At 66.2% G+C, this 24,719-nt stretch carries 21 protein-coding genes; 10 read left to right on the forward strand and 11 right to left on the reverse strand.

All coding sequences use genetic code 11. The annotated features are described in order from the left end of the window. Nucleotides 1-54: 54 nt before the first annotated feature. The 4 genes from ACETPF_RS07720 (at nucleotide 55) to ACETPF_RS07735 (ending at nucleotide 4,603) form a co-directional block, all read left to right on the forward strand. Nucleotides 55-645 (forward strand): anthranilate synthase component II, encoded by a 591-nt coding sequence (locus ACETPF_RS07720; RefSeq protein ID WP_373933851.1) that lies wholly within the window; start codon nucleotides 55-57, stop codon nucleotides 643-645. 106 nt (nucleotides 646-751) lie between these two features. Beyond that, entirely contained in the window at nucleotides 752-1,957 is a 1,206-nt protein-coding gene (locus tag ACETPF_RS07725; RefSeq protein ID WP_373933853.1) for a saccharopine dehydrogenase family protein, read from the forward strand. A 105-nt stretch (nucleotides 1,958-2,062) separates the two neighbouring features. Beyond that, on the forward strand, nucleotides 2,063-3,250 hold the full coding sequence (locus ACETPF_RS07730) for a carboxynorspermidine decarboxylase (protein WP_373933854.1): 1,188 nt from the start codon (nucleotides 2,063-2,065) through the stop codon (nucleotides 3,248-3,250). Between the two features lie 147 nt (nucleotides 3,251-3,397). Continuing rightward, entirely contained in the window at nucleotides 3,398-4,603 is a 1,206-nt protein-coding gene (locus tag ACETPF_RS07735) for a type III PLP-dependent enzyme (RefSeq protein WP_373933856.1), read from the forward strand. Nucleotides 4,604-4,665: 62 nt separating this feature from the next. Here the strand turns inward: ACETPF_RS07735 and ACETPF_RS07740 are convergent, their stop codons facing one another. From ACETPF_RS07740 to ACETPF_RS07770, 7 genes are read right to left on the reverse strand one after another with little or no spacing between them, the layout of a single operon-like run. Further along, a complete protein-coding gene (locus ACETPF_RS07740; protein WP_373933858.1) occupies nucleotides 4,666-5,871 on the reverse strand; it encodes a class I SAM-dependent RNA methyltransferase in 1,206 nt (401 codons plus the stop codon). After that, nucleotides 5,868-7,259, reverse strand: coding sequence for an NAD(P)H-hydrate dehydratase (locus tag ACETPF_RS07745; protein WP_373933860.1), 1,392 nt, complete (start codon nucleotides 7,257-7,259; stop codon nucleotides 5,868-5,870). Before ACETPF_RS07745 ends, ACETPF_RS07740 begins: the two co-directional genes overlap by 4 nt. After that, nucleotides 7,256-7,630, reverse strand: a complete 375-nt coding sequence (locus ACETPF_RS07750) for a hypothetical protein (RefSeq protein WP_373933862.1) — start codon at nucleotides 7,628-7,630, stop codon at nucleotides 7,256-7,258. Before ACETPF_RS07750 ends, ACETPF_RS07745 begins: the two co-directional genes overlap by 4 nt. Continuing rightward, nucleotides 7,627-8,343 carry an N-formylglutamate amidohydrolase gene (locus ACETPF_RS07755; protein ID WP_373933864.1) on the reverse strand — a complete coding sequence of 239 codons (717 nt, stop codon included), beginning with the start codon at nucleotides 8,341-8,343 and terminating at the stop codon, nucleotides 7,627-7,629. Before ACETPF_RS07755 ends, ACETPF_RS07750 begins: the two co-directional genes overlap by 4 nt. Beyond that, nucleotides 8,340-9,221: a 4-(cytidine 5'-diphospho)-2-C-methyl-D-erythritol kinase gene (locus tag ACETPF_RS07760; RefSeq protein ID WP_373933866.1), complete on the reverse strand. Its 882-nt coding sequence runs from the start codon at nucleotides 9,219-9,221 to the stop codon at nucleotides 8,340-8,342. Before ACETPF_RS07760 ends, ACETPF_RS07755 begins: the two co-directional genes overlap by 4 nt. Continuing rightward, on the reverse strand, nucleotides 9,208-10,830 hold the full coding sequence (locus tag ACETPF_RS07765; RefSeq protein WP_373933972.1) for a tetratricopeptide repeat protein: 1,623 nt from the start codon (nucleotides 10,828-10,830) through the stop codon (nucleotides 9,208-9,210). Before ACETPF_RS07765 ends, ACETPF_RS07760 begins: the two co-directional genes overlap by 14 nt. A 19-nt stretch (nucleotides 10,831-10,849) precedes the next feature. Then, entirely contained in the window at nucleotides 10,850-12,502 is a 1,653-nt protein-coding gene (locus ACETPF_RS07770) for an electron transfer flavoprotein-ubiquinone oxidoreductase (RefSeq protein WP_373933973.1), read from the reverse strand. A gap of 132 nt (nucleotides 12,503-12,634) precedes the next feature. Here ACETPF_RS07770 and ACETPF_RS07775 point away from each other — a divergent pair, with 132 nt between their 5' ends. From ACETPF_RS07775 to ACETPF_RS07790, 4 genes are all read left to right on the forward strand, one after another. Beyond that, nucleotides 12,635-13,366 (forward strand): uracil-DNA glycosylase family protein, encoded by a 732-nt coding sequence (locus ACETPF_RS07775; protein WP_373933868.1) that lies wholly within the window; start codon nucleotides 12,635-12,637, stop codon nucleotides 13,364-13,366. Then, a complete protein-coding gene (locus ACETPF_RS07780) occupies nucleotides 13,363-15,147 on the forward strand; it encodes a lytic transglycosylase domain-containing protein (RefSeq protein ID WP_373933870.1) in 1,785 nt (594 codons plus the stop codon). The genes ACETPF_RS07775 and ACETPF_RS07780 overlap by 4 nt, the downstream gene beginning before the upstream one ends. Beyond that, nucleotides 15,147-15,674 carry a molybdenum cofactor biosynthesis protein B gene (gene moaB, locus ACETPF_RS07785; RefSeq protein WP_373933871.1) on the forward strand — a complete coding sequence of 176 codons (528 nt, stop codon included), beginning with the start codon at nucleotides 15,147-15,149 and terminating at the stop codon, nucleotides 15,672-15,674. Before ACETPF_RS07780 ends, moaB begins: the two co-directional genes overlap by 1 nt. Before the next feature lie 172 nt (nucleotides 15,675-15,846). Further along, the gene (locus ACETPF_RS07790) at nucleotides 15,847-16,914 is read left to right on the forward strand and encodes a PA0069 family radical SAM protein (RefSeq protein WP_373933872.1); all 1,068 of its coding nucleotides are present in this window, start codon (nucleotides 15,847-15,849) and stop codon (nucleotides 16,912-16,914) included. A gap of 29 nt (nucleotides 16,915-16,943) precedes the next feature. Here ACETPF_RS07790 and ACETPF_RS07795 read toward each other — a convergent pair whose 3' ends face one another. Then, the gene (locus ACETPF_RS07795; protein WP_373933873.1) at nucleotides 16,944-17,507 is read right to left on the reverse strand and encodes a TetR family transcriptional regulator; all 564 of its coding nucleotides are present in this window, start codon (nucleotides 17,505-17,507) and stop codon (nucleotides 16,944-16,946) included. Nucleotides 17,508-17,593: 86 nt separating this feature from the next. Between ACETPF_RS07795 and ACETPF_RS07800 the strand changes: the two genes are divergently transcribed. Further along, nucleotides 17,594-18,883: an MFS transporter gene (locus ACETPF_RS07800; protein WP_373933874.1), complete on the forward strand. Its 1,290-nt coding sequence runs from the start codon at nucleotides 17,594-17,596 to the stop codon at nucleotides 18,881-18,883. A 30-nt stretch (nucleotides 18,884-18,913) separates the two neighbouring features. Continuing rightward, on the forward strand, nucleotides 18,914-19,612 hold the full coding sequence (gene mtgA / locus ACETPF_RS07805; protein WP_373933875.1) for a monofunctional biosynthetic peptidoglycan transglycosylase: 699 nt from the start codon (nucleotides 18,914-18,916) through the stop codon (nucleotides 19,610-19,612). Nucleotides 19,613-19,664: 52 nt separating this feature from the next. On the opposite strand, the gene ACETPF_RS07810 is transcribed toward mtgA, so the two are convergent. The 3 genes from ACETPF_RS07810 to clpP all read right to left on the reverse strand — a co-directional run bounded on the left by ACETPF_RS07810 (nucleotide 19,665) and on the right by clpP (nucleotide 24,660). Beyond that, nucleotides 19,665-22,247: a TonB-dependent receptor gene (locus ACETPF_RS07810; RefSeq protein ID WP_373933876.1), complete on the reverse strand. Its 2,583-nt coding sequence runs from the start codon at nucleotides 22,245-22,247 to the stop codon at nucleotides 19,665-19,667. Between the two features lie 367 nt (nucleotides 22,248-22,614). Then, a complete protein-coding gene (clpX, locus tag ACETPF_RS07815) occupies nucleotides 22,615-23,883 on the reverse strand; it encodes an ATP-dependent Clp protease ATP-binding subunit ClpX (protein WP_373933877.1) in 1,269 nt (422 codons plus the stop codon). A 141-nt stretch (nucleotides 23,884-24,024) separates the two neighbouring features. Next, complete coding sequence (clpP, locus tag ACETPF_RS07820; protein WP_328274229.1) at nucleotides 24,025-24,660, reverse strand: ATP-dependent Clp endopeptidase proteolytic subunit ClpP; 636 nt, start codon at nucleotides 24,658-24,660, stop codon at nucleotides 24,025-24,027. Nucleotides 24,661-24,719: the final 59 nt, after the last annotated feature.

Consider the following 24,719-nt stretch of genomic DNA (forward strand, 5'->3'; position numbering starts at 1 on the left):
CCGGCGGACTTTGCCGCTTGCCGCGCATCGCGCCCGCGCGCTAAGGCATCGGCCATGATCCTCGTCATCGACAATTATGACAGCTTCACCTGGAACCTCGTCCATTATCTCATGGAACTGGGCGCGAAGGTGGAGGTCGTGCGGAACGACGCCATTTCCGCCGGCCAGGCGCTGTCCACCGGCGCGAAGGCATTTCTGCTGTCGCCCGGTCCCTGCACCCCCAATGAAGCGGGGGTCAGCCTCGATCTCGTCGCCGCCTGCGCCGATGCGGGCGCGCCGCTGCTGGGCGTGTGCCTCGGCCATCAGTCGATCGGCCAGCATTTCGGCGGCAAAGTGGTGCGCGGCGGCCTGATGCATGGCAAGACCTCGCCGGTCAGCCACGATGGCACCGGCCTCTTCGCCGGCATCCCCTCCCCCTTCACCGCGACCCGCTACCACTCGCTGATCGTGGAGGATATTCCGGACAGCCTCGTCGTCAACGCGACCAGCGAGGATGGCTCGGTCATGGCCTTCCGCCACGCGACCCTGCCGATCCACTCGGTCCAGTTCCACCCGGAAAGCATCGCCACCGAATATGGGCATGAGATGCTGGCGAACTTTCTGCGGATCGCCGGCTTCCCGGTGCGCGGCCGCGCCGCCGCCTGACGGGTCAGGACAACCCCGTCCCGATCAACGTCTTTGCGCTGTCACGTCGCGCCCCTATATGGGCGCTTTCGCGCGTCCCGGCGCGGGCAGATGAATGGAGAAAAGATTGAGCAAGGTTCTGGTCATCGGCGCGGGCGGCGTCGGCTCTGTCGCGGTTCACAAGATGGCGATGAATCCCGATATCTTCAGCCACATCACGCTCGCCAGCCGCCGGATCGTCAGCTGCCAGAAGGTCGCCGAATCGGTAAAGGCGCGCACCGGCGTCACCATCGACGTGGCTCAGGTCGATGCGGACAATGTGGACGAGACCATCGCGCTCATCCAGAAGGTGCAGCCCAAACTGGTCGTGAACCTGGCGCTTCCCTATCAGGATCTGGCGATCATGGACGCGTGCCTCGCGACCAAGACCGACTATCTCGACACCGCCAATTACGAGCCGCGCGACACCGCCAAGTTCGAATATAGCTGGCAATGGGCCTATCAGGATCGCTTCAAGGACGCCGGCATCATGGCGCTGCTCGGCTCCGGCTTCGACCCCGGCGTCACCAGCGTCTTTGCGTCCTACATCAAGAAGCATCTGCTCGACCGGATCGACACGCTCGACATTCTCGACTGCAACGGCGGCGACCACGGCCAGCATTTCGCGACGAACTTCAACCCCGAAATCAACATCCGCGAAGTGACCGCGCCCTCGCGCCACTGGGCGAACGGCGAATGGGTCGAAGGGCCGGCGCTCAGCCACAAACAGGTTTTCGATTTCGATCAGGTCGGCGAAAAGAACATGTACCTCATGTATCATGAGGAACTGGAAAGCCTTGCCACCCACTATCCCGAAATCAAGCGCATCCGCTTCTGGATGACCTTCGGCGACGCGTACCTCAAGCATCTCGAAGTGCTCCAGAATGTCGGCATGACCCGGATCGACCCGGTCATGTATAATGGTCAGGAGATCATCCCGCTCCAGTTCCTCAAAGCCGTGCTGCCCGAACCGTCCAGCCTCGGCTCCACCACCAAGGGCAAGACCAACATCGGCGACATCGCGACGGGTCAGAAGGACGGTCAGGAAAAGACCGTCTATGTCTATAATGTCTGCGACCATGAGGACGCCTATGCCGAAACCGGCAACCAGGCGGTCAGCTACACCACCGGCGTCCCGGCGATGATCGGCGCGGCGCTGATGCTGACCGGCGCGTGGAAGGGCGAAGGCGTGTTCAACATCGAACAGTTCGATCCCGATCCCTTCATGGACATGCTGAACAAACACGGCCTGCCCTGGCAGGTGAAGGAACTGGACGTGCCGCTGGACTTCTGACGACTTTAGTCGTCACCCCGGCGAAGGCCGGGGTCTCGTGCGGCTGGGTCGTGCCCTATCGCCTGAGACCCCGGCCTTCGCCGGGGTGACGGGAGAAATACAATCATGGAAACCCGCGCCGGCGATCCCGCCGCCTTCGCCCGCTTCGATCTGTATCGCGTCCCCTCGCCCGCCTTCGTGGTGGATGAGGCCGCGATCCGCCGCAACCTCGCCGTCCTGCGCGACATCGGCGACCGTGCGGGCATCAAGGTGCTGGGTGCGCTCAAGGCGTTCTCCATGTGGTCGCTTGGGCCTGTCGTCGCCGACTATCTCGACGGCGTCTGCGCGTCCGGCATCTACGAAGCGCGCCTTGGCCGCGAGGAATATGCCGGCACCCATAATGACAAGGAGGTCGCGACCTACTGCGCCGCCTACAAGCCCGACGATCTCGCCGAAATCCTCAAGATCAGCGATCATGTGATCTTCAACAGCCCCGGCCAGATCGCGCGCATGAAGCCCGTCATCGATGCGGCACGCAGCAACGGTGTGAACTTCGACATCGGCCTGCGGCTCAACCCCCTCCATGCCGAGGGCGACGTGCCGAAATATGACCCGTCGCAGCCGCACAGCCGCCTGGGCTTCCCCATCGACCAGCTTCGCCCCGAGCATCTTGAAGGCGTCGACGGCCTCCACATCCATAACCTGTGCGAACAGGATTTCCTGCCGCTTGCACGAACCTGGGCCGCGATCGAATCGCGGGTGATGCCCCATGTCGCGGAGCTCAAATGGCTGAACTTCGGCGGCGGCCACCATGTCACCCGCGCCGACTATCAGATCGACGACCTGATCGCCTTCTTGGCAAAGATCAAGGTGCAGACGGGCCTGGAACTCTACATCGAACCGGGCGAAGCGATGGCGCTCGACGCCGGCATATTGGTGGGCGAAATCCTCGACGTGATCGACAATGGCATGCCCGTCGCCATCACCGACATCAGCGCCACCTGCCATATGCCCGACGTGATCGAGGCGCCTTACCGCCCCGCCATGCTGCACGAAGCGAGCGAAGGTCCGGTCACGAGACTCGGCGGCCCCTCCTGCCTCGCCGGCGACATCATCGGCGACTATCGCATCCCCGGCGGCGCGGAGCCGGGGGCGCGCATCGCTTTCCTCGACCAGGCGCATTATTCGATGGTCAAGACCAACACGTTCAACGGCGTGCCCCTTCCCGCCATCTGGCTGTGGAACAGCGAAACCGATCAACTCACGGAAATCAAATCCTTTTCTTACGCCGACTTCAAGGCTCGTCTCTCCTGACGCACATTTCGTAGCGGACCGCGCAACAAAATTTACGCATGCGCTTTACAGGGGGGACCCCTCCGCATATATCGACCGTCCGCTGCCCCATGGGACTTCCACCGCAAGGCAGCTTTTTCGCCTGAACTACACTGGAGGTCCCTTGAGTTGCACAAGCATCATAGCGCGCTGGGGGTAGCGACCGCCCTCAAACCGGCAGCACCGGTAACGCTGATTCGTCCCGACGCCGCGGCTCGGGCTGCCCGCTTCTTTGTCGAGAAGTTTCCGGGGCGGTCCCTGTATGCGGTGAAGGCGAACCCGTCGCCTGACCTGATCCGCACGCTCTACGCCTCGGGAATCACGCATTTCGACGTGGCCTCGATCGCGGAGGTGCGCCTGGTCGCCGACGCGCTCGCCGCCATGGGCGCGCAGGCGAAGCTCTGCTTCATGCACCCGGTCAAGGCCGAGGAAGCGATTGCCGAAGCCTATCATGCCTATGGTGTCCGCACCTTCTCGCTCGACAGCATGGACGAGCTGGAAAAGATCATGCGCGCGACCAGCGGCGCGACCGATCTGGAGCTGTGCGTTCGCCTGCGCGTGTCGTCCGAACATAGCGAACTCTCCCTCGCGTCGAAATTCGGCGCTGAGCTCGGCGAAACCCGCGAACTGCTGATGGCCACCCGCCAGGCCGCCGACGCGCTCGGCATCTGCTTCCATGTCGGCAGCCAGGCGATGAGCCCGCAGGCCTATAGCGACGCGATCGAGCGGGTCCGCGCGGCGATCGTCGACGCGGCGGTCACGGTCGACATCATCGATGTCGGCGGCGGCTTCCCGTCGGTCTATCCGGGCATGGAGCCAGTCGCGCTCGAACATTATTTCGAGGCGATCCATCGCGGCTTCGAAAGCCTGCCGGTCAGCTATTCGTCGGAACTCTGGTGCGAGCCGGGCCGGGCGCTGTCCGCCGAATATAGCTCGGTCGTGGTGCGCGTGGAGCGGCGTCGCGGCAACGAACTCTACATCAACGACGGCGCCTATGGCGCGCTGTTCGACGCGGCGCATATCGGCTGGCGGTTCCCGGTCGAGCTGCTGCGCGAGGAGGCGAGCATCGAGCCGATGGAGGCTTTCTCCTTCTACGGCCCGACCTGCGACGACATGGACCATATGGTCGGCCCCTTCCTGCTCCCGGCGGACGTGAAGGCGGGCGACTATATCGAAATCGGGATGCTGGGCGCTTATGGCGCAGCGATGCGGACCGGCTTCAACGGCTTCACGTCGGACGCGACGATCGAGGTGGAGGACGAGCCGATGGCCAGCCTCTACAGCGAATCCATCGCCCCGCGCCGCCGCGCCACGATCATCAAGCTGGGCAAATAAGGCCCAAGCCCCCCTTTGGAGAGGGTGCCTACCCCCATCGCGAAAGCGATGGGGGTTTTTTTTTATCGCCGGAATATCCCGACCAGCTCGACATGGGTGGACCAGCGGAACTGCCCCACCGGCCTGACGCTCTCAAGGCCGTAGCCGGCGCCCACCAGATGCGCCGCATCCCGCGCGAAACTCGCCGGATTGCACGAGACATAGGCGATCACCGGCACCGCCGCCTCCGCCAGTTGCAGCACCTGCTCCCGCGCGCCCGCGCGTGGCGGATCGAGCACCACGGCGGCAAAGCGGTTTAACTCCTCGGGCACAAGCGGTCGCCGGAACAGGTCGCGATGATCCGCCGCGACCCTGCGCTGCGCCCGCCCCGCGCCAGCCTTCAGCGCCAGCACGACATCGCGCGCCCCCTCCGCCGCATAAACCGGCCGCCCGCCGCCGATCGCCAGCGCAAAGGTGCCGAGGCCGCAGAATAAATCCGCCACCGCGCCCGCCTCCGGCAAGGCATCGCGCACCGCCCCCACCAGCGCCGCCTCGCCGTCGGGCGTCGCCTGAAGGAAGGCGAAGGGCGGAAATCCGACCGCCACGCCCCCGAAGCTCACCGTCGCCGCCTCCGGCTCCCACCGCGTCTGCGGCCCGTCGCCCTCGTCGATCGTCAGCCGCGCCAGCTCCTGCGCCTGCGCGAAATCCCCCAGCGCCTCGTCCGCCGCCAGCCCCTCGACCCGCACGCCTTCCAGCAGCAGATCCACGCCCTGGTCGATCAGCGACATCTTCACATGCGCCGCGCGCTTGTCGGGCAGGATCTTCGCCAGCAGCCTGCGGAGCGGCTCCACCAGCGCGAACAGCCGCTTGTCCATCACCGCGCACATCTGAAGGTCGATCAGCCGGTGGCTCCCCTCCTCGGCAAAGCCGATCGTCACCCGCCTGCCCGCCCGCGCCGCGCGCAGCGCCACCCGCCGCCGCGTCATCGGCGGCGAGATATGCGGCGGCAGCACAACGGCGGGCGTCACCCCCTGCCCCGCCAGTGCGCCCACGACCCGCCCGGTCACGAAATCGGCATAGCTGTCCTCGTCCAGATGCTGGAGCTGGCACCCGCCACAGGCCGGAAAATGGACGCACGGCGGCTCGACATGATGCGGGCCGGCATGCACCGTCCCGTCCGCCGCCACGCGATCACCCGGCGCGGTCAGGGGAACATGCCGGCCATCGGCGGTCACGCCGTCGCCCTTGGCCGCGATACGGATGATGGTCTCTGGGTCGGTGCCTGTCACAATCGCGCGGCGATAGCCGCTGGCAGCGCGCGGAGCAAATCATCCGCGATGAAGGCCGCGCCGCATCGCCGCGCCGCCTCCCCATGCAGCCACACCGCCTCGCATGCCGCGCGGAACGGATCGCCCGCCACCGCCAGCCGCCCCGCCGCCAGCCCCGCCAGCACATCGCCCGTCCCGGCGGTCGATAGCCAGGGCGAAGCGCCGTCCGCCACCCGCGCCTGTCCATCCGGGGCGGCAATCACCGTATCCGCGCCCTTATACACCACGACCGCGCCGGAGCCCCGCGCCGCTGCCACCGCCCGCTCGATCTTGCTCCCCGGCATCTTGCCGAACAGCCGCCCGAACTCCCCTTCATGCGGGGTCAGGATCGCGCCGGCAGGAATCGCCAGAGCATCGTCCCGCCCGATCAAGGTCAACGCATCGGCGTCCAGCACCAGCGGCCGTCCCGCCGCCAGCGCCACCCCCAGCCGTGCCACCGCCTCCGCATCCAGCCCTAATCCCGGACCGACCAGCAAAGCCCTGATCCGCTCGTCCTTCAGTTGGTCGGCAATCTCCTCGGGCCGCTCCACCCGCCGGTTGATGATCGCATACGGCCCCGCCGCCGGCATATCCTCAGCGAAGCGCCGCACCGACCCCGCGCCTGAATGCGCCGCCGCCACCGCCGCGAGCATGCTCGCCCCCGGCATCCCGCCACCGATGACCGCCACCAGCCCGCGCGTATATTTATGCGCGTCGGCGTCGGGCGCGCGTAACGCAGGCGCCTCAAGCCGCCGCACCCTGCTCTCCACCGCGATCCCGAGATCGGCCAGCACCAGCCGCCCGATCCGCCCCGCCGCCGGATGCAGCAGATGCGCCGGCTTATACGCCCCCAGCGCGATGCAGACATCGAAGCGCGGCACCGGCGACAGCAAAGCCCCGCCATCGGTCTCCACCCCGCTCGGCAGATCGATGGCGTAGCTGGTCGTCGCCGCCTCGGCCAAAGCGCCCAGCCGCCCCGCCACATCCGCGTCCAGACCCCTAGCCAGCCCGGTCCCGAACAGCGCATCGACCAGCTGCGTCGCTGGCTTCGCACCCTGTAAATCCTCGACCGGCCCATCCCACGCCGCGCGCGCCCGCCGCGCCGACTCCGTCCGGCTCTCGCCCAGCGCCGCCACCCGCACCGGCACGCCCCGCGCGCGCAGCAGCCGCGCGATCACATAGCCGTCGCCGCCATTATTGCCCGGTCCGCACAGGACCAACGTGTCGCGCCGATGCCCCGCCCGCCAGATGATCTCCGCCGCCGCCGCGCCCGCTGTCTCCATCAGCGCATAGGGATCGACGCCCTTGTCGAACGCCGCCTGCTCCGCGTCCCGCATCTGCGCCGCCGTCAGGATCGGCGCCCCGCTCATCGCGCGCCGGCGACCTGCGCGGGCAGCCGGTATCGGTCCGCGCCCGCCGTCACCTCGATCTGGCGGTCGCCCACGATCTTCACGACCGCCGGCTCGGCCCCGTCCGCCGCCTCCAGCCCGCGCCCGTCCGCCAGCACGCGAAAGCGCCGAAACCCGCCATCGGCATGGCGGATCGTCAGCATGTCGCCTTCGCGCTCGACCAGGCAGTCGCGCGCCCATTCCTCCGCCCCGTCAATCCGACAATCGGCCTTGCCGTCATTCACCGGCACCGCCTCGGTCTCTTCGGCTGCGCCGATCAGATTGCCGGGCTTCGACGCCTCCCCGCCGCACCCCGCCAGCGCAACCAACGCCACTATTACAGCGCCCCTCATGCCAAGCTGCTCCGACATTCCAGCACCACCGGCCCCAATATTCCCGCAAACCGCGCCTGCCCGGCCGCGTCGCCCACCAGATCCTGCCGCATCTCGATCCCCAGATAGGGGATGCCGTTCGCCTCGGCATGGCGGTTCATGGTCGCGTTGAGCAGCGCGCCCGAATAGGGCTGCTGGTCCCCGACGATCAGTCCCGCCGCCTTCAGCATCGGAATGGCGATCCGCGCCGCGCGATCGTCCTTGTTATACAGCACCCCAATCTCCCATGGCCGTGTCTGCCCCGGATCGCTTGCCAGACGCGGGGTGAAGCTATGCACCGACAGGATGAAGGGCGACGCCATGCCGGCAAGCAGCGCCGCGATCCGATCATGATAGGGATGATAGAAACGCCGCATCCGCACGCCCAGATCGGCCGAGCGGTTCCCCGCAATGGCATGGCCGTCGCTCATCACCGGCAACAGCCCCGGCGCGTCCTCTTCCCGGTTGAGGTCGATCACCAGCCGCGACACGCCCCCCAATATCGCCCGGCACCCCAGTTGCGCCGCCAGCAGCCGGCTCACCGCCGCCGCCCCGATATCGACCGCGATATGCTCGCTCAGCAGTGCAGGATCGATGCCGAGATCGATATCGGCCGGTACATGAGCCGACGCATGATCGGCGACGATCAGTAGGTCCAGCCTGCCCGCGCCGACATCCTCATAGGCCTCGCTCATCCGCGTCTGATCCTCGTCTGCATCACCCACCATCCCGGATGCGCGGCCTTGATCCCCGCAGCCGCGCCCGCGCAAGCGGCGTCGTCGCCAAACAGCGCGAAGCACGTCGCCCCGGATCCCGACATGCGCGCGATCAGCCGTCCGTCCTGCCCATCCAACGCCTCCAGCGCTCCCGCAATTTCGGGCGCTACCGCGATCGCCGGCACTTGCAGGTCATTGCGCCCCCGCTCGATCAGCGCGGTAAGGCTCCCGGCATCCAGCGCCCCGCGATCCAGCCCGTCCCAACCGCTAAACACCCGCCCGGTCGGCACCGCCACGCCCGGATTGACCAGCAGCATCGCCAGCCCCTCAAGCCCGTCGACCGCGTGGCGCGCCAGATGCTCGCCGCGTCCCGTCACCATCTGCGTGACGCTCGCCACACAAGCCGGCACGTCCGACCCCAGGTCCAGCGCCAGCCCCGCCAGCTCGCCCGCCTCGATCCGCACCTCCCACAACCGTGCCAGCAGCCGCAGAGTCGCCGCCGCGTCGGCCGATCCGCCGCCGATCCCCGACGCCACCGGCAATCGCTTGGTCAGCCGGATCGCCGCGCCGCGCTGCTCGCCCAGATAGGATTGCAGCGCCCGCGCGGCCTTCATCACCAGATTGTCCGGCCCAGCCTCCAGCGCGGCCCCGAACGGCCCGTCGATCGCCAGATCTATCGCCCCGTCATCGGTGGCGCACCCGGTCAGCCGGTCGCCATCCTCGGCAAAGACGAACAGGCTCTCCAGCGCATGGTAGCCATCGTCCCGCCGCGCCCGCACATGCAGCGCGACATTAACCTTGGCATAGGCGATTTCGGTCAGCGTTTCGGCCTGCGCCGCAGCGTCAGGGTGCGGCATATTCGGGCTTCATGCCTTCTCTGACCTTGGCCGCCAGCCGCGCCGCGACATCCCCCTCGGCATAGACCGACGCCGCCGCCCAGGCATAGCGCGCCTCATATCGCCGCCCGGCGCTCCACAGCGCGTCGCCCAGATGTTCGTTGATCGTCGCATCGCCCGGCGCGCCCGCCGCCGCGCGCTCCAGCACCGGAACCGCCGCGCCCACGTCGCCGGTCACATAATGCGCCCAGCCCAGCGAATCGGTGATCGCCGCGTCCTGGGGTTTCAGCGCGCTCGCCTTCGTCAGCAGCGCCAGCGCCGCATCGACATTCTGCCGCCGCTCGATCTGCGCGTAGCCCAGATAGTTGAGGATCAGCGGCTCGTTGGGCGCCAGTTTCGCCGCCCGCTCCAGCACCGCCCGCGCTTCGTCCCATCGCTTCGCCTGGTCGAGCGCGCTGCCCTCGAACAGCAGCAGCGTCCAGGGCAGCTTGTCCGGCTCATAGCCCGCCTGCGCCGCCCGGAAAGCCGCCGCCGCGCCCTGAAAATCGCGCTGCTCGGCCAGCAAGCGACCCAGCCGCACCTGCCGCTCCGCCTCCGCGCCCGGCACGTCCGCCTGCGCCCGCGCCAGCGCCAGCGCGCCCGCCTTGTCCCCGGACGCCGCCAGCGCGTCGATCAGCTCCGCTTGCCCCAGCGCCGCATACCAGCTTTTCGCCGGCACCCGCCGCGCCGCCTCGACGGCACCGGCCCCATAGCCCTGCGCCGTCAGCAGCCGCGCGGCGACGATCGCCGGCTCGGCCCCGGCCGGATCGGCAAAGGTCGCGATCCGCGCCAGCCGCAGCCCCATCGGCGCACCCGCCGGATCGGCGGCGATGTCGACCGCCAGCCGCGCCAGCAGCCGCGCAAATCCCTGCGCCGGCGTCATCGCCGCGCCCGCGGCCTTCAAACCCTTGTTCTTCGCAATGTCAGCCCGCGCCGCCGCGAAATTGGCGCTGGCGGCAGGCAGCAGCATCAGCGCCTCCGCTTGTGCCCCCTGCGCCGCCAGTTGCCCGGCAAAGGCGATCCGCAGCGCCGCCCCGTCGCTGCTCCGCACCGCCAGCGCCCGCCGGATCGCCGGCACCGCTGCCGCCACATCCTTGCGCCCCAAAGCCTGAAACGCCGCATGTTCGTCCGAATATCGCAACGCCAACGCCGCGAACTTGTCGCGGTCATTGATCTGCGGCGGCGCATAACGCCCCTGCCCGATCGCGATCCAGCTCTGCACGATGGGGGCGAGGAAGCTGAAATTCCCCTCCTCCGCCATCCGGTCGGTCAGCGACGCCGCGCCCGCCCAGTCCTTGCGCGCCAGCGCGTCCCCGATCCGCAGCAGCGTGCCGTCGCGCGGCAGCAGCCCCTCCCCGTCGAGCAGCATCGCCGACTTGAGCGCCAGCGCCCCGTCCCCGCTCTCGATCCCCTGGACATAGGATCGGCGGGCGATCTCCACCCGCGCCGGGTCCATCGTCAGCGCGTCGCGATAGCTCGCCACCGCTTGGGCAAGCGCCCCGTCCCCGTCCGCCAGCCGCGCCCGCGCATAGGCGTGCAGCGCCGCGTCGGGATCGACCGACGCACCGGCGGCCACGGGGGCCGCCAGCAGCAGCAACGGGACGATGCGCCTACATGTTCGGATAATTCGGTCCTCCGCCGCCTTCGGGCACGACCCAATTGATATTCTGGGTCGGGTCCTTGATGTCGCACGTCTTGCAGTGGACGCAATTCTGCGCGTTGATCTGGAACCGGGGATTGCCCTCTTCCTGACCGACCACCTCATAGACGCCGGCGGGACAATAGCGTTGCGCCGGCTCGTCATAAAGGGGCAGGTTGTAGGCGATCGGAACCGCCGGGTCTTTCAGTTGCAGGTGGACCGGCTGGTCCTCCTCATGATTGGTGTTGGACAGGAACACCGACGACAGCCGGTCGAAACTGATGACGCCATCGGGCTTGGGATAGGCGATTTTCGCGCACGCCTCCTTGCGCCAGATGCCTTCATTGTCCGGGTGGTGCTTCATCGTGAAGGGCAGCCCGATCTTCAGCGTCCGCATCCACATGTCGATGCCCGCCAGCACCGTGCCCAGCGTGTTGCCGAACTTCGCCAGCATCGGCCCGGCATTCTTGACGAGTTGCAGCTCGCTGTCGATCCAGCTTGCCCGCACCGCCGGCTCATAGTCGGCCAGCACATCGCTGCTCCGGTCCGCCTGCACTGCCGCGAACGCCGCCTCGGCCGCCAGCATGCCCGACTTCATCGCCGTATGCGTGCCCTTGATGCGCGGCACGTTCACGAACCCGGCCGAACAACCGATCAGCGCGCCACCGGGGAAGGCCAGCGTCGGGATCGACTGCCACCCGCCCTCGTTGATCGCCCGCGCGCCATAGGAGACCCTCCGGCCGCCCTCCAGATACTGCCGGATCGCGGGATGCTGCTTCCAGCGCTGGAACTCCTCGAACGGATAGAGATGCGGGTTGCGGTATCCCAGCCCCACGACGAAGCCCAAGGCCACCTGCCCGTTCGCCTGATGGTAGAGGAACCCGCCGCCATAGGCATCGGTCAGCGGCCAGCCCTGGGTATGGATGACGAGGCCGGGCTGATGCTTGTCGGGATCGATGTCCCACAGCTCTTTCATGCCCAAACCATAGACTTGCGGCTCGCTGTTCGCATCCAATGCGAACTGGCGCTTCAACACCTTGGTCAGGTGCCCGCGCGCGCCTTCGGCAAAGAAGGTATAGCGCGCATGCAACTCCAGTCCCGGCTGATAGTCGGGCTTGCGATTGCCCTCCCGATCCACGCCCATGTCGCCGGTCGCAACGCCCTTCACGCTGCCATCTTCATGATAGAGGATTTCCGCCGCCGCGAAGCCGGGGAAAATCTCGACGCCCAGCCCCTCGGCCTGCTCCGCGAGCCAGCGGCACAAATTGCCGAGCGACCCGGTATAGGTGCCCTTGTTGTGCATCCAGCCCGGCGTCATCAGGTGCGGCATCGCCATCTTGCCGCCCTTCGTCAGGAACCAGTGGCGATTGTCGGTCACCGGCACGTCGGCCAGCGGACAGCCGCTCGTGCGCCATTCGGGCAGCAGTTCGTCCAGCGCCTTGGGATCGATCACCGCGCCCGACAGGATATGCGCGCCGATCTCCGACCCCTTCTCCAGGACGCAGACGGCCAGCTCCTGCCCAGCTGCGTCCGCCAGCTGCTTCAGCCGGATCGCCGCGGACAGCCCCGCCGGACCGCCGCCGACGATGACGATGTCATAGGGCATAGATTCCCGTTCGCTCATTCCATCCTCCACCAGCGCGACCGGCGGGCTGCACCCCGCTGCATCCGATCGGCGCATTGTAACACCAGTTTGGCAAGGAAAGGCGATGGAGCAGCTTGACCCCCTCGTCAACCTCTGGCCCAAGGGATGGCGATGCGGGGTTCACTTATGGACAATGCGGCGGTTGCTGCCGACGCCTATCTGGCGTGGTGGCGGCTGGCCGGCGTGGAATGCGCCGTGGGGCAGGAGCCGGTCAACTGGCTGCGTCCCGCGCCCGTGCCCACGTCCTCCACGCGCCCGGCCACGCTCGTCGAACCGGCCACAGCGCCGCTCCCCGCCGATCTCGCCGCCTTCCATCTCTGGCTGGAAACCGATGCGTCCCACCCCGAACGACGCTGGCCGGCGCGCGCCATCTACCCGGCGGGTCCGGCCGACGCCCCGCTGATGGTGGTCAGCGACATGCCCGATCCGGCCGACATGGACGCGGGGCGGCTGCTGGCGGACAAGGCCGGCGCCTTGTTCGACGCGATGCTCCGCGCCATCGGCCTCGACCGCGCGCACATCTACGTCGGCTCGCTCTTCTTCGCCCGCCCGCCCGGCGGCATGGTGGAGGCAACCGACCTCGCCGCCGCCGCCGCCCGGATGCGAACCCACATCCATCTCGCCCGCCCGCGCCGGCTGTTGCTGCTCGGCGATCGGGCGACCCGTGCTCTGATGCCGACGGATGGATCAGACCAAGCCGTTGGTTTACGCGATTTTAATCATGATGGCGGCACTGTGCCTGCCGTCGCCACATTTCACCCGCGCCTGCTGCTGGGGCAGCCGACTGCGAAGGCGGAATGCTGGCGCACCCTGCAAAGCCTGATCGAGGAAGCCCGTCCGTGATTCGCGCCGCGACCCATTTGTCCCGCCTCGCCCTTCTCGCCGCGGGGCTGGCGTCCGCCGCGCCCGCGCTCGCCGACACAACCACCACCGATCTGCCGCCCACCGCCATCAACGCCGACGCCTCGCCGCTCCTGCTGAGCGATGGCGACAAGGCCCGCTACCGCGCCATCTTCACCGCGCTCGCCGCTCAGCAATGGACCGACGCGAAGGCGATGATCGCCGCGCTCGACCCGCAGGACGCCGTGCGCCCGGTCGCCCTCTCCGAACTCTATCTGGCGAAGGGGTCGCCCAAGGTCGAACTGTTCGACCTGCTCGACCTCGTCAACAAGGCGCCCTGGCTGCCCAAGGCGGACCAGCTTTCCCGCCTCGCGCAAAAGCGCGGCGCGACCATCCTGCCTAGGCTTCCGCAGATCCAGAAACTCGTCTGGCTCGGCTCCGCCCCCCGCCGCCAATATGTCGCCGCCACCAAGACCGATGTCGCCGCGCAGGCGCTCGCCGGCCAGATCCAGACCTTCGTCAAGAATGACGATCCGGTCGGCGCGGAGGCGTTGCTCGTCACCGGCGAAACCGGCCTGACCCCCGAAGGGCTGACCGAAGTGCGCCAGCGCGTCGCCTGGGCCTATTATATCGAAAATGACGACGCCAACGCCCGCCGCATGGCGGCCAAGGCGCTCGAAGCCCGCGCCGGCGGCGACTGGATGGTGCAGGCGCACTGGACAAGCGGTCTGGCAAGCTGGCGTCAGAATGACTGCCGCGCCGCCGCCCCCGCTTTCGCCAATGTCGCGGCGATGGCGGGCGACGCGGACATGCGCGCCGCCGGCGCCTATTGGGCCTCGCGCGCCTATATGGTCTGCGGCGAGGCGGACAAGGTCGAAAATTATCTGAAGCAGGCTGCCCGATCCGAAGAGACTTTCTACGGCCTGCTCGCCCGCGAATCGCTCGGCATGACATTGGGCGGCACCCCGGCCGCCAGCCGCTTCGGCGCGACCGAATGGCAGAAACTCAGGGCCAGCCCCAACGCCCGCGCCGCCATCGCCCTGTCGGCGGTCGGCGAAAATGGCCGCGCCGACGAACTTCTGCGCTATCAGGCGAAGATCGGCGGCACCCCGCAATATGACGCGCTGCTCCGCCTCGCCAGCGCGCTCAACCTGCCCGCGACGCAGCTTTACCTCGCCCATAACGGCCCGGCCGGCACCCAGCCCGCCAGCTTCGCCCGCTTCCCCGCGCCCGACTGGCGGCCCGACGGCGGCTGGCGTGTCGACCCCTCGCTTATCTACGCGCACACGCTTCAGGAATCGGGCTTCCGCACCGATGTCGTCTCCAGCGCCGGCGCACGCGGCCTGATGCAGGTGCGCCCCGGCACCGCCGGGGACGTGGGCCTGGCCGACGCTTCGCAGCTGTTCGTCCCCTCCACCAACATGGAATATGGCCAGCGTTATCTGGAGGCGCTGCGCGACATGCGCGCGACCGGCGGCCTGCTGCCCAAGGTGATGGCCGCCTACAATGCCGGCCCGCTCCCGGTCGAACGCTGGAACGCGCAGGTGAAGGACAAGGGCGATCCGCTGCTCTTCATGGAATCGCTGCCTTATTACGAAACCCGCGCTTACGTGAACATCGTGATGCGGAACTACTGGATGTACCAGATCCAGGCGAAGGGCAGCGCCGATTGCCTGACCGGCATGGCGCAGGGCCTCTGGCCGACCTTCCCCACCGCCAAGGGCATGAAGCTCGTCCGCCTCAGCCAGGCGGACAATGGCGGCGCGCTCGGCGGCGCGCACTGATGCCGATCGACGAAAGCCGGACATTCATCCCCGTCCGCATCGCCGTCCTCACCGTTTCGGACACGCGGGGCCTTGCCGAGGATCGCTCGGGCGACGCCCTGGTCGATCGGCTGGAAAGCGCCGGCCATATCCTCGCCGCCCGTTATATCGAGCGGGACGACAGGAGCGCCATCGTCGCCCGACTCCACGCCTGGATCGATGACCCGCAAATCGACGTGATCCTCACCACCGGCGGCACTGGCGTCACCGGCCGCGACGTGACGCCCGAAGCGCTCGCCCAGGTGCAGGACAAGGAAATCCCCGGCTTCGGCGAGCTGTTCCGCTGGCTCAGCTACCAAAGCATCGGCACTTCGACCATCCAGTCCCGCGCCACCGCCTGCGTCGCGCGCGGAACCTATATCTTCGCGCTCCCCGGCTCGACCGGCGCCGTCAGGGACGCCTGGGACGGCATCCTCGTCACCCAATTGGACAGCCGGTTCCGCCCTTGCAACTTCGTGGACCTCCTGCCCCGCCTCACCGAACGCTGAGCAACGATCCACGCAAAGGGCCTCTCGCCGGAGACAAGTTCTCGACTATATACCTGATAATAAACGGTATTTTCCCATTTCATTAGCATCCTAACGATTTTCGCATACCGATTCAGCTGTACAACTCGCTGTACAAATTGACACGGCGTTCCCAATATGTTCTCCTGACACCATGGCGATCGAAAAAGGCCGTGGCGCGACTCTGAACGGCGAAAGCTACCGCTTCAACCTGCCCCAGCGGCAGGCGGATGGCGACTGGCTCGACGCGGTCGAGACTCTGGATGGCCCGGTCCCCCGCCGCCACACGCAGGTGACGATCGAGCATTCCCGCACCATCCTCACCCGCAACGCCAGCCCCGACATCAATTTCGACCAGTCGATCAATGCCTATCGCGGCTGCGAACATGGCTGCATCTACTGCTTCGCCCGGCCCAGCCACGCCTATCATGACCTTTCCCCCGGCCTCGATTTTGAGACCAAGCTCTTTGCCAAGCCCGACGCCGCCAAGCTGCTGCGGGCCGAACTCTCGAAGAAGAGCTACCGGGTCGCCACCATCGCCATGGGCACCAATACCGATCCCTATCAGCCGATCGAAAAGGACTGGCGCATCACCCGCTCCATCCTTGAGGTGCTGGTCGAAACCCGGCATCCGACCTACATCACCACCAAATCCGACCGTATCCTCCACGACATCGACCTGATCGCCGACCTGGCCCGTGACGGACTGGCAGGCGTCATGCTCTCGGTCACCAGCCTCGACCCTGCCGTTGCCCGCACGCTGGAGCCCCGCGCCCCCCATCCGCTGCGCCGATTGGACGCGATCCGTCGCCTGGCCGACGCCGGCGTCCCCGTCACCGCCAGCATCTCCCCCGTCATCCCCGCCATCACCGATCATGAGATGGAAGCGCTGATCGCCCGCGTGGCGGAGGCGGGCGCCCGCGAAGTCACGTACATCCCCGTCCGTCTGCCGCATGAGGTCGCCCCCCTGTTCCGCGCCTGGCTCGACGCCCATTATCCCGACCGCGCGGCCAAGGTGATGGCGATCATCAACGACCTGCGCGGCGGGCGGGACAATGATCCGAACTTCGGCACCCGGATGAGGGGGCAAGGCGTCTGGGCCGATCTCCTGCGCACCCGCTTCCTCAAGGCCCGCAAGCGCGCGGGCCTCGGCGGCGAAAGGCTCGCCCTTCGAACCGACCTCTTCCGCCCCCCGGAAGGCGCGCAGATGCGGTTGTTTTGACGCATTGAGGAACTGCTGGCGCGGCGCGGTTAATCCGCGCCGCCAAGACCGGCCGCTTGGCGCGCTGCCGCCATGATGTCGTCGGACAGCGCCGGATCGCTGACGCCGCGCGCCAGGGCGACCGCGCCGACCATTTGCGCCAGCCGCGCCAGTGTGGCGGGGCGATCCATATCCGGCGCGGCGTTCTGGACTATCCCGGCAAGCGTTTCGAGGCCGGCGCCGAACGCTTCGGCCAGCGCTCCGCCCTGCCGCGCCGCGTCCGCGCAAAGGCCCACGAGCGCGCAGCCGGCTTCGGGTGAATCGCGATTGCGGGCGCTCAGATAATCGTCCGCGATCGCGCGGACCGGATCGTCGGCCTGCCCGGCCAGCGCGCGCCATCGCTCAGCGCTCTTGGCCAGCGCCGCCGCGCAGGCTTCGGCCGCCAAAGCCTCCTTCGACGCGAACTGGTTATAAAAGCCGCCATGGGTGAGCCCGCTCGCGCGCATGACATCGCCGATCCCGACCCCACCGACGCCCTGCGCCCGGAACAGGCGCGAAGCAGTGTGCACCACCGCTTCGCGATTGCGCGCGGCCTGTTCCCGACTGACCTTCATATCCGCTTCGCTCCGACTGGCATCTTGACCTTATATATGTCACTCGTAATTTAACGCCAGCCCGAAATCAGCCAAGGGGGATGCCCATGCTCTCGACCACGCTTGCCGCCAGCCTGTCCGCGCGGCGTATCCATTATGGATGGGCGGTCGTGGTCGCGACCTTCCTCACCATGCTGGTCGTAGCCGGCGCGGTCGGCGCGCCCGGCGTGTTCATCGTGCCGCTGCAAGAGGAATATGGCTGGAGCGCGGCCGACATCAGCGGCGCGCTCGCCATCCGTTTCCTGCTGTTCGGCGGCATCGGGCCGTTCGCCGCCGCCTTCATGAACCGCTTCGGGGTGCGGCGGATGATGCTCGTTTCGCTATCGATCGTCATCGGCGGGCTGCTCCTCTCGCTCGGCATGACGCAACTATGGCAACTCGTGCTGCTGTGGGGCGTGGTGATCGGCATCGGCACCGGCCTGACTGCGATGGTGCTGGGCGCGACCGTGGCGACGCGCTGGTTCGGGCAGCGGCGCGGGCTCGTCATGGGGCTGCTGTCGGCCAGCACGGCGACCGGCCAGCTCGCCTTCCTGCCACTGCTTGCAGGCCTCACCGAAAGACAGGGTTGGCGCGCGGCGCTGCTGCTGGTGTGCGGCGCGATCCTGATCGCGGCGCTGGTCGTGCTGCTGCTGATGCGCGATCGGCCCGCCGATCTTGGCCTTGCCCCTTATGGCGAGACCCAGGTTCAGCCCGCCCCGCCGCAACCAGCAAGCCTCGGCGCGCTGCTGCGGAGTCCGATCGCCATCCTGCGCGACGCGGCACGGGTGCCGACCTTCTGGATTCTCTTCTTCTCCTTCTTCATCTGCGGTGCCAGCACCAATGGCCTCGTCCAGACCCATTTCATCCCGCTGTGCGGCGATTATGGGCTGGCGGCGGTGGGCGCGGCATCCATGCTGGCGATGATGGGGCTGTTCGATTTCTTCGGCACGCTGGCGTCCGGCTGGCTGTCCGACCGGTTCGACAATCGCTGGCTGCTCTTCTGGTATTATGGCCTGCGCGGCCTGTCTCTCCTTTACCTGCCGTTCAGCGACTTCTCGCTCTACAGCCTGTCGATCTTCGCGATCTTCTACGGTCTCGACTGGGTCGCTACCGTGCCGCCGACGGTCAAGCTCACCGCGCAGCGCTTCGGCCCGGAAAAGGCGAATATCGTCTTCGGCTGGATCTTTGCCGGGCACCAACTCGGCGCGGCCAGCGCGGCGCTGGCCGGCGGCGTCGCCCGCACCGTCTGGGCAAGCTATATGCCCGCCTTCATCGGCGCGGGGCTGCTCTGCCTGATCGGCGCGGGGCTCGTGCTGCTGATCAATCGCGGACGGCAGTCGACGCTCGCCCCTGCTTGAACCCGGCGGCGGCTCAGCTAGTTTGGCGGGATGACAGCCCCCGCCCCCCCCTCACGCCGCCGCCATTTCCGCTGGTTCAGCATCCCGCTCAAGATCATCGGCGGCTTCATCCTCCTGTCGCTGCTGATGGTCGCGATCTACCGCTTCCTGCCCCCGCCGGTGACGCTGACGATGCTGCTCGATCCCAACGGCATCACCAAGGACTGGAAAAGCCTGGACGACATCGACCCCAATATGGCCCGCGCGGCGATCGCGGCGGAGGACGGGAAGTTTTGCCGCCATCACGGCTTCGATGTGGACGCGATCGCCAAGGCGGCGATCCATAATGCGAGCGGCGGGCGGATACGCGGCGGCTCCACCATCAGCCAACAGACCGCGAAGAATGTGTTCCTCTGGCAAGGTGGCGGCTTCGTCCGCAAGGGGCTGGAGGCGTGGTTCACGGTCCTCATCGAGGCGGTGTGGGGCAAACGCCGCATCATGGAAGTGTATCTGAACGTCGCGGAGACCGGCATCGGCACCTATGGCGTGCAGGCCGGCGCAATCCGCTATTTCCGCCATGGCGCGGGCAAGCTGACGCGGGCGGAGGCGGCGCGCATCGCCGCCGTCCTCCCCCTCCCCAAAAAGCGCGCCGCGATCGCGCCGAGCGGCTTCACCCGCCGCTACGGCAACAGCATCGCTCGCCGCATCGGCGTGGTCCAGGGCGACGGACTGGACCGCTGCCTCAAATGAAAAGGGCGGGGACATGCGCCCCGCCCTTTCGGTGCTTTGATATCGCTAAAAATCAGAAGCTGACGTGCACCGATCCCGACACGGCGCGTGGCGAGCCGATCTGTACGAAGCCGGGGCTGCCATAGACGCCCGTATTGACGGTGTAGGACTGGTTCAGACCGCCGCCAAAACCGCCAACGTAGAATTTGTCGAACAGGTTGCTAACGTTGAACTGGACCCAGGTGCCTTCCGCGCCGAACCGGGCGAGCGAAACGCGCGCGTCAAGATCGACCAGCGTGTAGGCCGGAGCCGCAGCGCCGTAGATCTGGACCGGGGTGAGCGCGCCCACGGCATTGCGGAATGTCGGCTCGTTGGTGTCGAACACGTATCGCTTGCCGGTGCGCTTCGCCTGCACGCCCAAGGTGACGCCCTCGAAATTCACTTCGGCCCGCCCACCCAGCGTATAAACTGGCGCGCCCGATTCCCGCTTCCCAGCGGTCGGAGCGTAGATTTCCTGGCCCACGGCGGTGCAGCCCGGAGCGGTCGTGTTGCCACAGACGCCGATCAGGATGTCGTCCTTGATCTTCGACTTGAGGTAAGAACCAAAGGCATAAACGGTGAAATATTCGATCGGCGTATAGCTGACGCTGCCATCGATGCCGTATTTCTCCACCGTGCCCAGGTTGCGATAGACGCTGGCATTGAGCTCCGGGTCGTATGACGATGCCAAGCGGTTCTTGTAGTTGGTGTACCACAGCGAAACCTGCGCCTGGAACTTGCGGCTGGTATAACGCGCGCCCAGATCGAAGCTGTCGGTCGTTTCAGGCTGCGGATTCGCGCCAGCTTCGTCACGCGGAAAGAAGAAGGCGTTGTAGAGCGAGTCCGTGCCGGGGACCGACAGGCCCTTGCTGTAGTTCGCGAACAGGCTGGCCTGCGGCGTGATCTTGAAGTTCAAGCCAGCGCTCGGTAGCACCTTGTCATATTTATAGGTGCGATTCTGGGGCGCGGCCCAGCCGGGGTTGAGCGTGCCGATATTGGCCGGGATGGTCGCGCCACTGCCGAAACATTCGACGAAGCCGGACGCGCTGCTGGTGAAGCAATTGTTCTGGAGCTTGCGCTTGAAGAAGGGCGCGCGCACGCCGGCCTGCACGGTCAGCTTTTCGTCCAGGAATTCACCCAGATATTCGGCCGAGACCTGATGCAAGATGGCATAGGACAACCGGTCCCGTTTCTGAAGGACCGACCCGTTCGCGTCCAGTTCCGGTGCATCAACCGGAAAAACGTCAAGGGCGCGGCCCGACGAGCCCAGCAGGCCGACTTCGCCGGTCTGGCGGTGGCGGCCGTGATCGAACGTGTAGGCGACGCGAACACGGTTGAATTCATTGATGTCATAGCGAAGCGAGCTGATGACGGCAAAACGATGGGTCTGCGTCTGGCTGGGCGCGAGGACATTGACCTGATCCAGAAGATCTCCGTCGCCATTAAGATCGCGCCCAAAATAAGGGCTACCCCCAAAATAGCCCGTTACATTCTGCACATTGGCGGCGCCAGAGGCCGGATTGATGTCGAAGAAGCCTTCGCGTGCCGTGGCCGTGCCGCCGCCGTTCGCCTTCACATATTGATAGCTGGGATCGACCGTCAGGATAAGGCCGTCCGCCAGCGTGAAGCGCGAATTAATGCGGATATTGCCAGTGTTCGACGGGTTGAAGCGGTAATCGAACAAAGTGCCGCAAGAGCCGGCTGCTTGGGCGCCGGGGCCGCCGGCCGGAAGCGAGCAGGCCGGAATGGTGTAGAAGCGCTCGGCGCGCTTAATCGGGTAGCGGTTGGTGGAAGCCGGACCGGCAACGCGCCCTTGATCGGTATCGACGCGCAGCGGCAACGACCCGAAGAAATTGTTGCGGTTGGCGTTCCAGTGCCCGGCGATCGAGACGAAGTCGCCGCTGCTGCCGATCGGCTGATAGATTTTGCCGTTATATTGTTGCTTGTCGATCTGGCCAACATTGTTGAAGACATTGTCGTTGCGCGTGGTCGATGCGGAGAACCACGCCTTCGTGCCAAACGGCGTGAACACGCCGGTTTCGATCAGGCCGAACAGGCGGAAGAAATCGTACGCACCCGCCGCGCCGACCAGCGTCGCCTTGAAATCGTCCGAACCGTTGATGGAACGGTAGTTCACGGTGCCGCCCGAGGCCGCCGCCGTAGGGCTGTCGACGTCAGTCGAGCCCAGATTGACGTTGATTTCCTCGATCAGCTCGGGGTCGAGTTGCTGATTCGAATAGATCGCATAGTTACCGGTGTCATTGAGCGGCATGCCATCGAAAGTCAGCGAGACGCGATCCGGGCCGAAGCCACGGATGTTCAGCGTACCGCCGGCCGAGCCATAGGGGTCGTTATTCTGGAAGCTCACGCCTGGAATCAGGTTGATGGCGTTCAAGATGGTGTTGCCCGAACCCTGCTTGGCGATGATTTCCTGCGTCAGAACGCCCTTTGCCTTGGTGGTGTCAGGCAGGACGACGCCGCTCACGCCATTGCTGGCGCGCGCGCCCGTAACGATGATGGTGTTCTCGAAATCTTGCGACCCCGTCGACTGCGCCATCGCGGCGGCAGGCATGGCGACGGCGATAATCGCAGCGCTGCCCATCAAAAATTGCTTCATGTGACCCTTGTCCCTTTTTCGTCGAGGGCACGGTCTCGCGCCCTTGGATGTCATGCTTTGTTCAAGCCGGCCGCCTCGTCGCGGCATCTGGCGACGCCCCTGTGATGCTGTGATTGCACTTTTGTTACAACGCGTCATGACAGCTGCCACAATGGAAAAACACCTGCCGGCCGCTGGTGCCGCGTATAGGGTAAACATACTATAAATAAGGCGATTTCAGCTACTTATACAGGCGTAAAATGCAAAACCTGCTCATGGTGCAATTTTGCAACGCGGCAAGAATTTTTGTGCGCTGCACGCGCCCGTAACGAAAAAGAGGCCGGCGATCGCCTCGCCGGCCCCTACTTCTAACCTATGTTGCCTGAGGTCAGGCCGCGTCTTCGGCGCGCTTGCCCTTGTCGCTGAACACGCGAATCGGCTCCTTGGTGCCGGCAACGACATCCTTGTCGACCACGACCTCGCCCACGCCTTCCATGCTGGGCAGGTCGAACATCGTGTCGAGCAGGATCGCTTCCAAAATGGAGCGCAGGCCCCGCGCGCCGGTCTTGCGCTCGATCGCCTTCTTGGCGATCGCGGTCAGAGCGTCGTCGGTGAAGCTCAGTTCCACATTCTCCATGTCGAACAGCTTGCCATATTGCTTCACCAGCGCGTTCTTTGGCTCGACCAGGATCTTGACCAGCGCGGCTACGTCCAAGTCTTCCAGCGTCGCGATGACCGGAAGGCGGCCGACGAATTCCGGGATGAGGCCGAACTTCAGCAGATCCTCAGGCTCGCTCTGGCGCAGCAACTCGCCGGTGCGCCGCTCTTCCGGCGCGGCGACATGCGCGCCGAATCCGATCGACTTCGCTTCTAAACGATCGCCAATGATCTTTTCGAGGCCCGCGAAAGCGCCGCCGCAGATGAACAGGATGTTGGTCGTGTCGACCTGAAGAAACTCCTGCTGCGGATGCTTGCGCCCGCCCTGCGGCGGAACGGAGGCGGTGGTGCCTTCCATCAGCTTGAGCAAAGCCTGCTGCACGCCCTCGCCCGACACGTCGCGCGTGATCGAGGGGTTCTCGGCCTTACGGCTGATCTTGTCGATCTCGTCGATATAGACGATGCCGCGCTGCGCCTTCTCGACATTATAGTCCGACGCCTGGAGCAGCTTGAGGATAATGTTCTCGACATCCTCGCCGACATAGCCGGCCTCGGTCAGCGTCGTCGCGTCCGCCATGGTGAAAGGCACGTCGAACGTCTTGGCGAGCGTCTGCGCCAGCAGCGTCTTGCCGCAGCCGGTCGGCCCGACCAGCAGGATGTTGGACTTCGCCAGTTCGACCTCGCCCGGCTTCGAGCCGTGGTTCAGGCGCTTGTAGTGATTATGGACCGCGACCGACAGCACCCGCTTCGCGCGGTTCTGCCCGATCACATAATCATCGAGCACGTCGCATATTTCCTGCGGAGTCGGCACGCCGCCATCCTTCTTGCCGACGAGACCGCCTTTGGTCTCCTCGCGGATGATGTCGTTGCACAGTTCCACGCACTCGTCGCAGATGAAGACGGTCGGCCCCGCGATCAGCTTGCGCACCTCATGCTGCGACTTGCCGCAGAAGGAGCAGTACAGCGTGCTTTTCGAGTCCGAACCGGTAAGCTTGGTCATTCGCTTTTTCTCTCTTCCCTGCCGGATGCTCGTGACGGAAACCACGTCCGGCAAGGGATTTTCTGGTCCAAAGGCCATCCTAGACCGCGGCGCGCCGGTTCCACAAGGGGAGAAAGTGACGCGCGGCGGTAAAGATAGTCTTTAGGCGTCGCTGGATTCCGCTGCGACAGGGCGGCGATCGAACACCTCGTCGACCAGGCCGAACGCCTTGGCTTCGTCTGCCTCCAGGAAGGTGTCGCGGTCCATTGCCCGCTCGACCGCCTCCAGCGTCTGGCCGGTATATTTGACGTAAAGATCGTTCAGGCGACGGCGAATCCGCAGGATTTCCTTGGCCTGAATCTCGATGTCGCTCGCCATGCCCTGCGCGCCACCCGAAGGCTGGTGCACCATGATGCGGGCGTTGCTCAGCGCGATGCGTTTGCCCGGTTCGCCGGCGGCAAGCAGGAAGCTGCCCATCGACGCGGCCTGGCCGATGCAGACGGTGCCGACCTGAGGCCGGATATATTTCATCGTGTCGTGGATCGCCATGCCGGCCGTCACCACCCCGCCCGGCGAGTTGATATACATCCAGATGTCCTTCTTCGGATTTTCCGATTCGAGGAACAGCAGCTGGGCGACAATCAGCGAGGCCATATGATCTTCGACCTGGCCCGTGATGAAGATGATCCGCTCGCGCAGGAGCCGCGAATAAATGTCGAAGCTGCGCTCGCCGCGGTTCGACTGTTCGATGACGATGGGGACCAGCGCGGCCATGGGATCGGACATGATATCGGTCATTGTTGCTCTTTTCCGGGTGATTGCTTTTGCCCGGACCCTACATCGGGACAAAAGCGACA

The sequence above is a fragment of the Sphingobium agrisoli genome, assembly GCF_041877245.1.
GTDB lineage: Bacteria > Pseudomonadota > Alphaproteobacteria > Sphingomonadales > Sphingomonadaceae > Sphingobium.

What these genes read in the sequence shown, in the direction of transcription:
- ACETPF_RS07720 (WP_373933851.1), top strand. Translation starts at nt 55, where the DNA reads ATGATCCTCGTCATCGACAATTATGACAGCTTCACCTGGAACCTCGTC.
- ACETPF_RS07730 (WP_373933854.1), top strand. Translation starts at nt 2,063, where the DNA reads ATGGAAACCCGCGCCGGCGATCCCGCCGCCTTCGCCCGCTTCGATCTG.
- ACETPF_RS07745 (WP_373933860.1), bottom strand. Translation starts at nt 7,259, where the DNA reads ATGAGCGGGGCGCCGATCCTGACGGCGGCGCAGATGCGGGACGCGGAG.
- ACETPF_RS07750 (WP_373933862.1), bottom strand. Translation starts at nt 7,630, where the DNA reads ATGAGGGGCGCTGTAATAGTGGCGTTGGTTGCGCTGGCGGGGTGCGGC.
- ACETPF_RS07755 (WP_373933864.1), bottom strand. Translation starts at nt 8,343, where the DNA reads ATGAGCGAGGCCTATGAGGATGTCGGCGCGGGCAGGCTGGACCTACTG.
- ACETPF_RS07760 (WP_373933866.1), bottom strand. Translation starts at nt 9,221, where the DNA reads ATGCCGCACCCTGACGCTGCGGCGCAGGCCGAAACGCTGACCGAAATC.
- ACETPF_RS07770 (WP_373933973.1), bottom strand. Translation starts at nt 12,502, where the DNA reads ATGAGCGAACGGGAATCTATGCCCTATGACATCGTCATCGTCGGCGGC.
- ACETPF_RS07775 (WP_373933868.1), top strand. Translation starts at nt 12,635, where the DNA reads ATGCGGGGTTCACTTATGGACAATGCGGCGGTTGCTGCCGACGCCTAT.
- moaB (WP_373933871.1), top strand. Translation starts at nt 15,147, where the DNA reads ATGCCGATCGACGAAAGCCGGACATTCATCCCCGTCCGCATCGCCGTC.
- ACETPF_RS07790 (WP_373933872.1), top strand. Translation starts at nt 15,847, where the DNA reads ATGGCGATCGAAAAAGGCCGTGGCGCGACTCTGAACGGCGAAAGCTAC.
- ACETPF_RS07795 (WP_373933873.1), bottom strand. Translation starts at nt 17,507, where the DNA reads ATGAAGGTCAGTCGGGAACAGGCCGCGCGCAATCGCGAAGCGGTGGTG.
- ACETPF_RS07800 (WP_373933874.1), top strand. Translation starts at nt 17,594, where the DNA reads ATGCTCTCGACCACGCTTGCCGCCAGCCTGTCCGCGCGGCGTATCCAT.
- mtgA (WP_373933875.1), top strand. Translation starts at nt 18,914, where the DNA reads ATGACAGCCCCCGCCCCCCCCTCACGCCGCCGCCATTTCCGCTGGTTC.
- ACETPF_RS07810 (WP_373933876.1), bottom strand. Translation starts at nt 22,247, where the DNA reads ATGAAGCAATTTTTGATGGGCAGCGCTGCGATTATCGCCGTCGCCATG.
- clpX (WP_373933877.1), bottom strand. Translation starts at nt 23,883, where the DNA reads ATGACCAAGCTTACCGGTTCGGACTCGAAAAGCACGCTGTACTGCTCC.
- clpP (WP_328274229.1), bottom strand. Translation starts at nt 24,660, where the DNA reads ATGACCGATATCATGTCCGATCCCATGGCCGCGCTGGTCCCCATCGTC.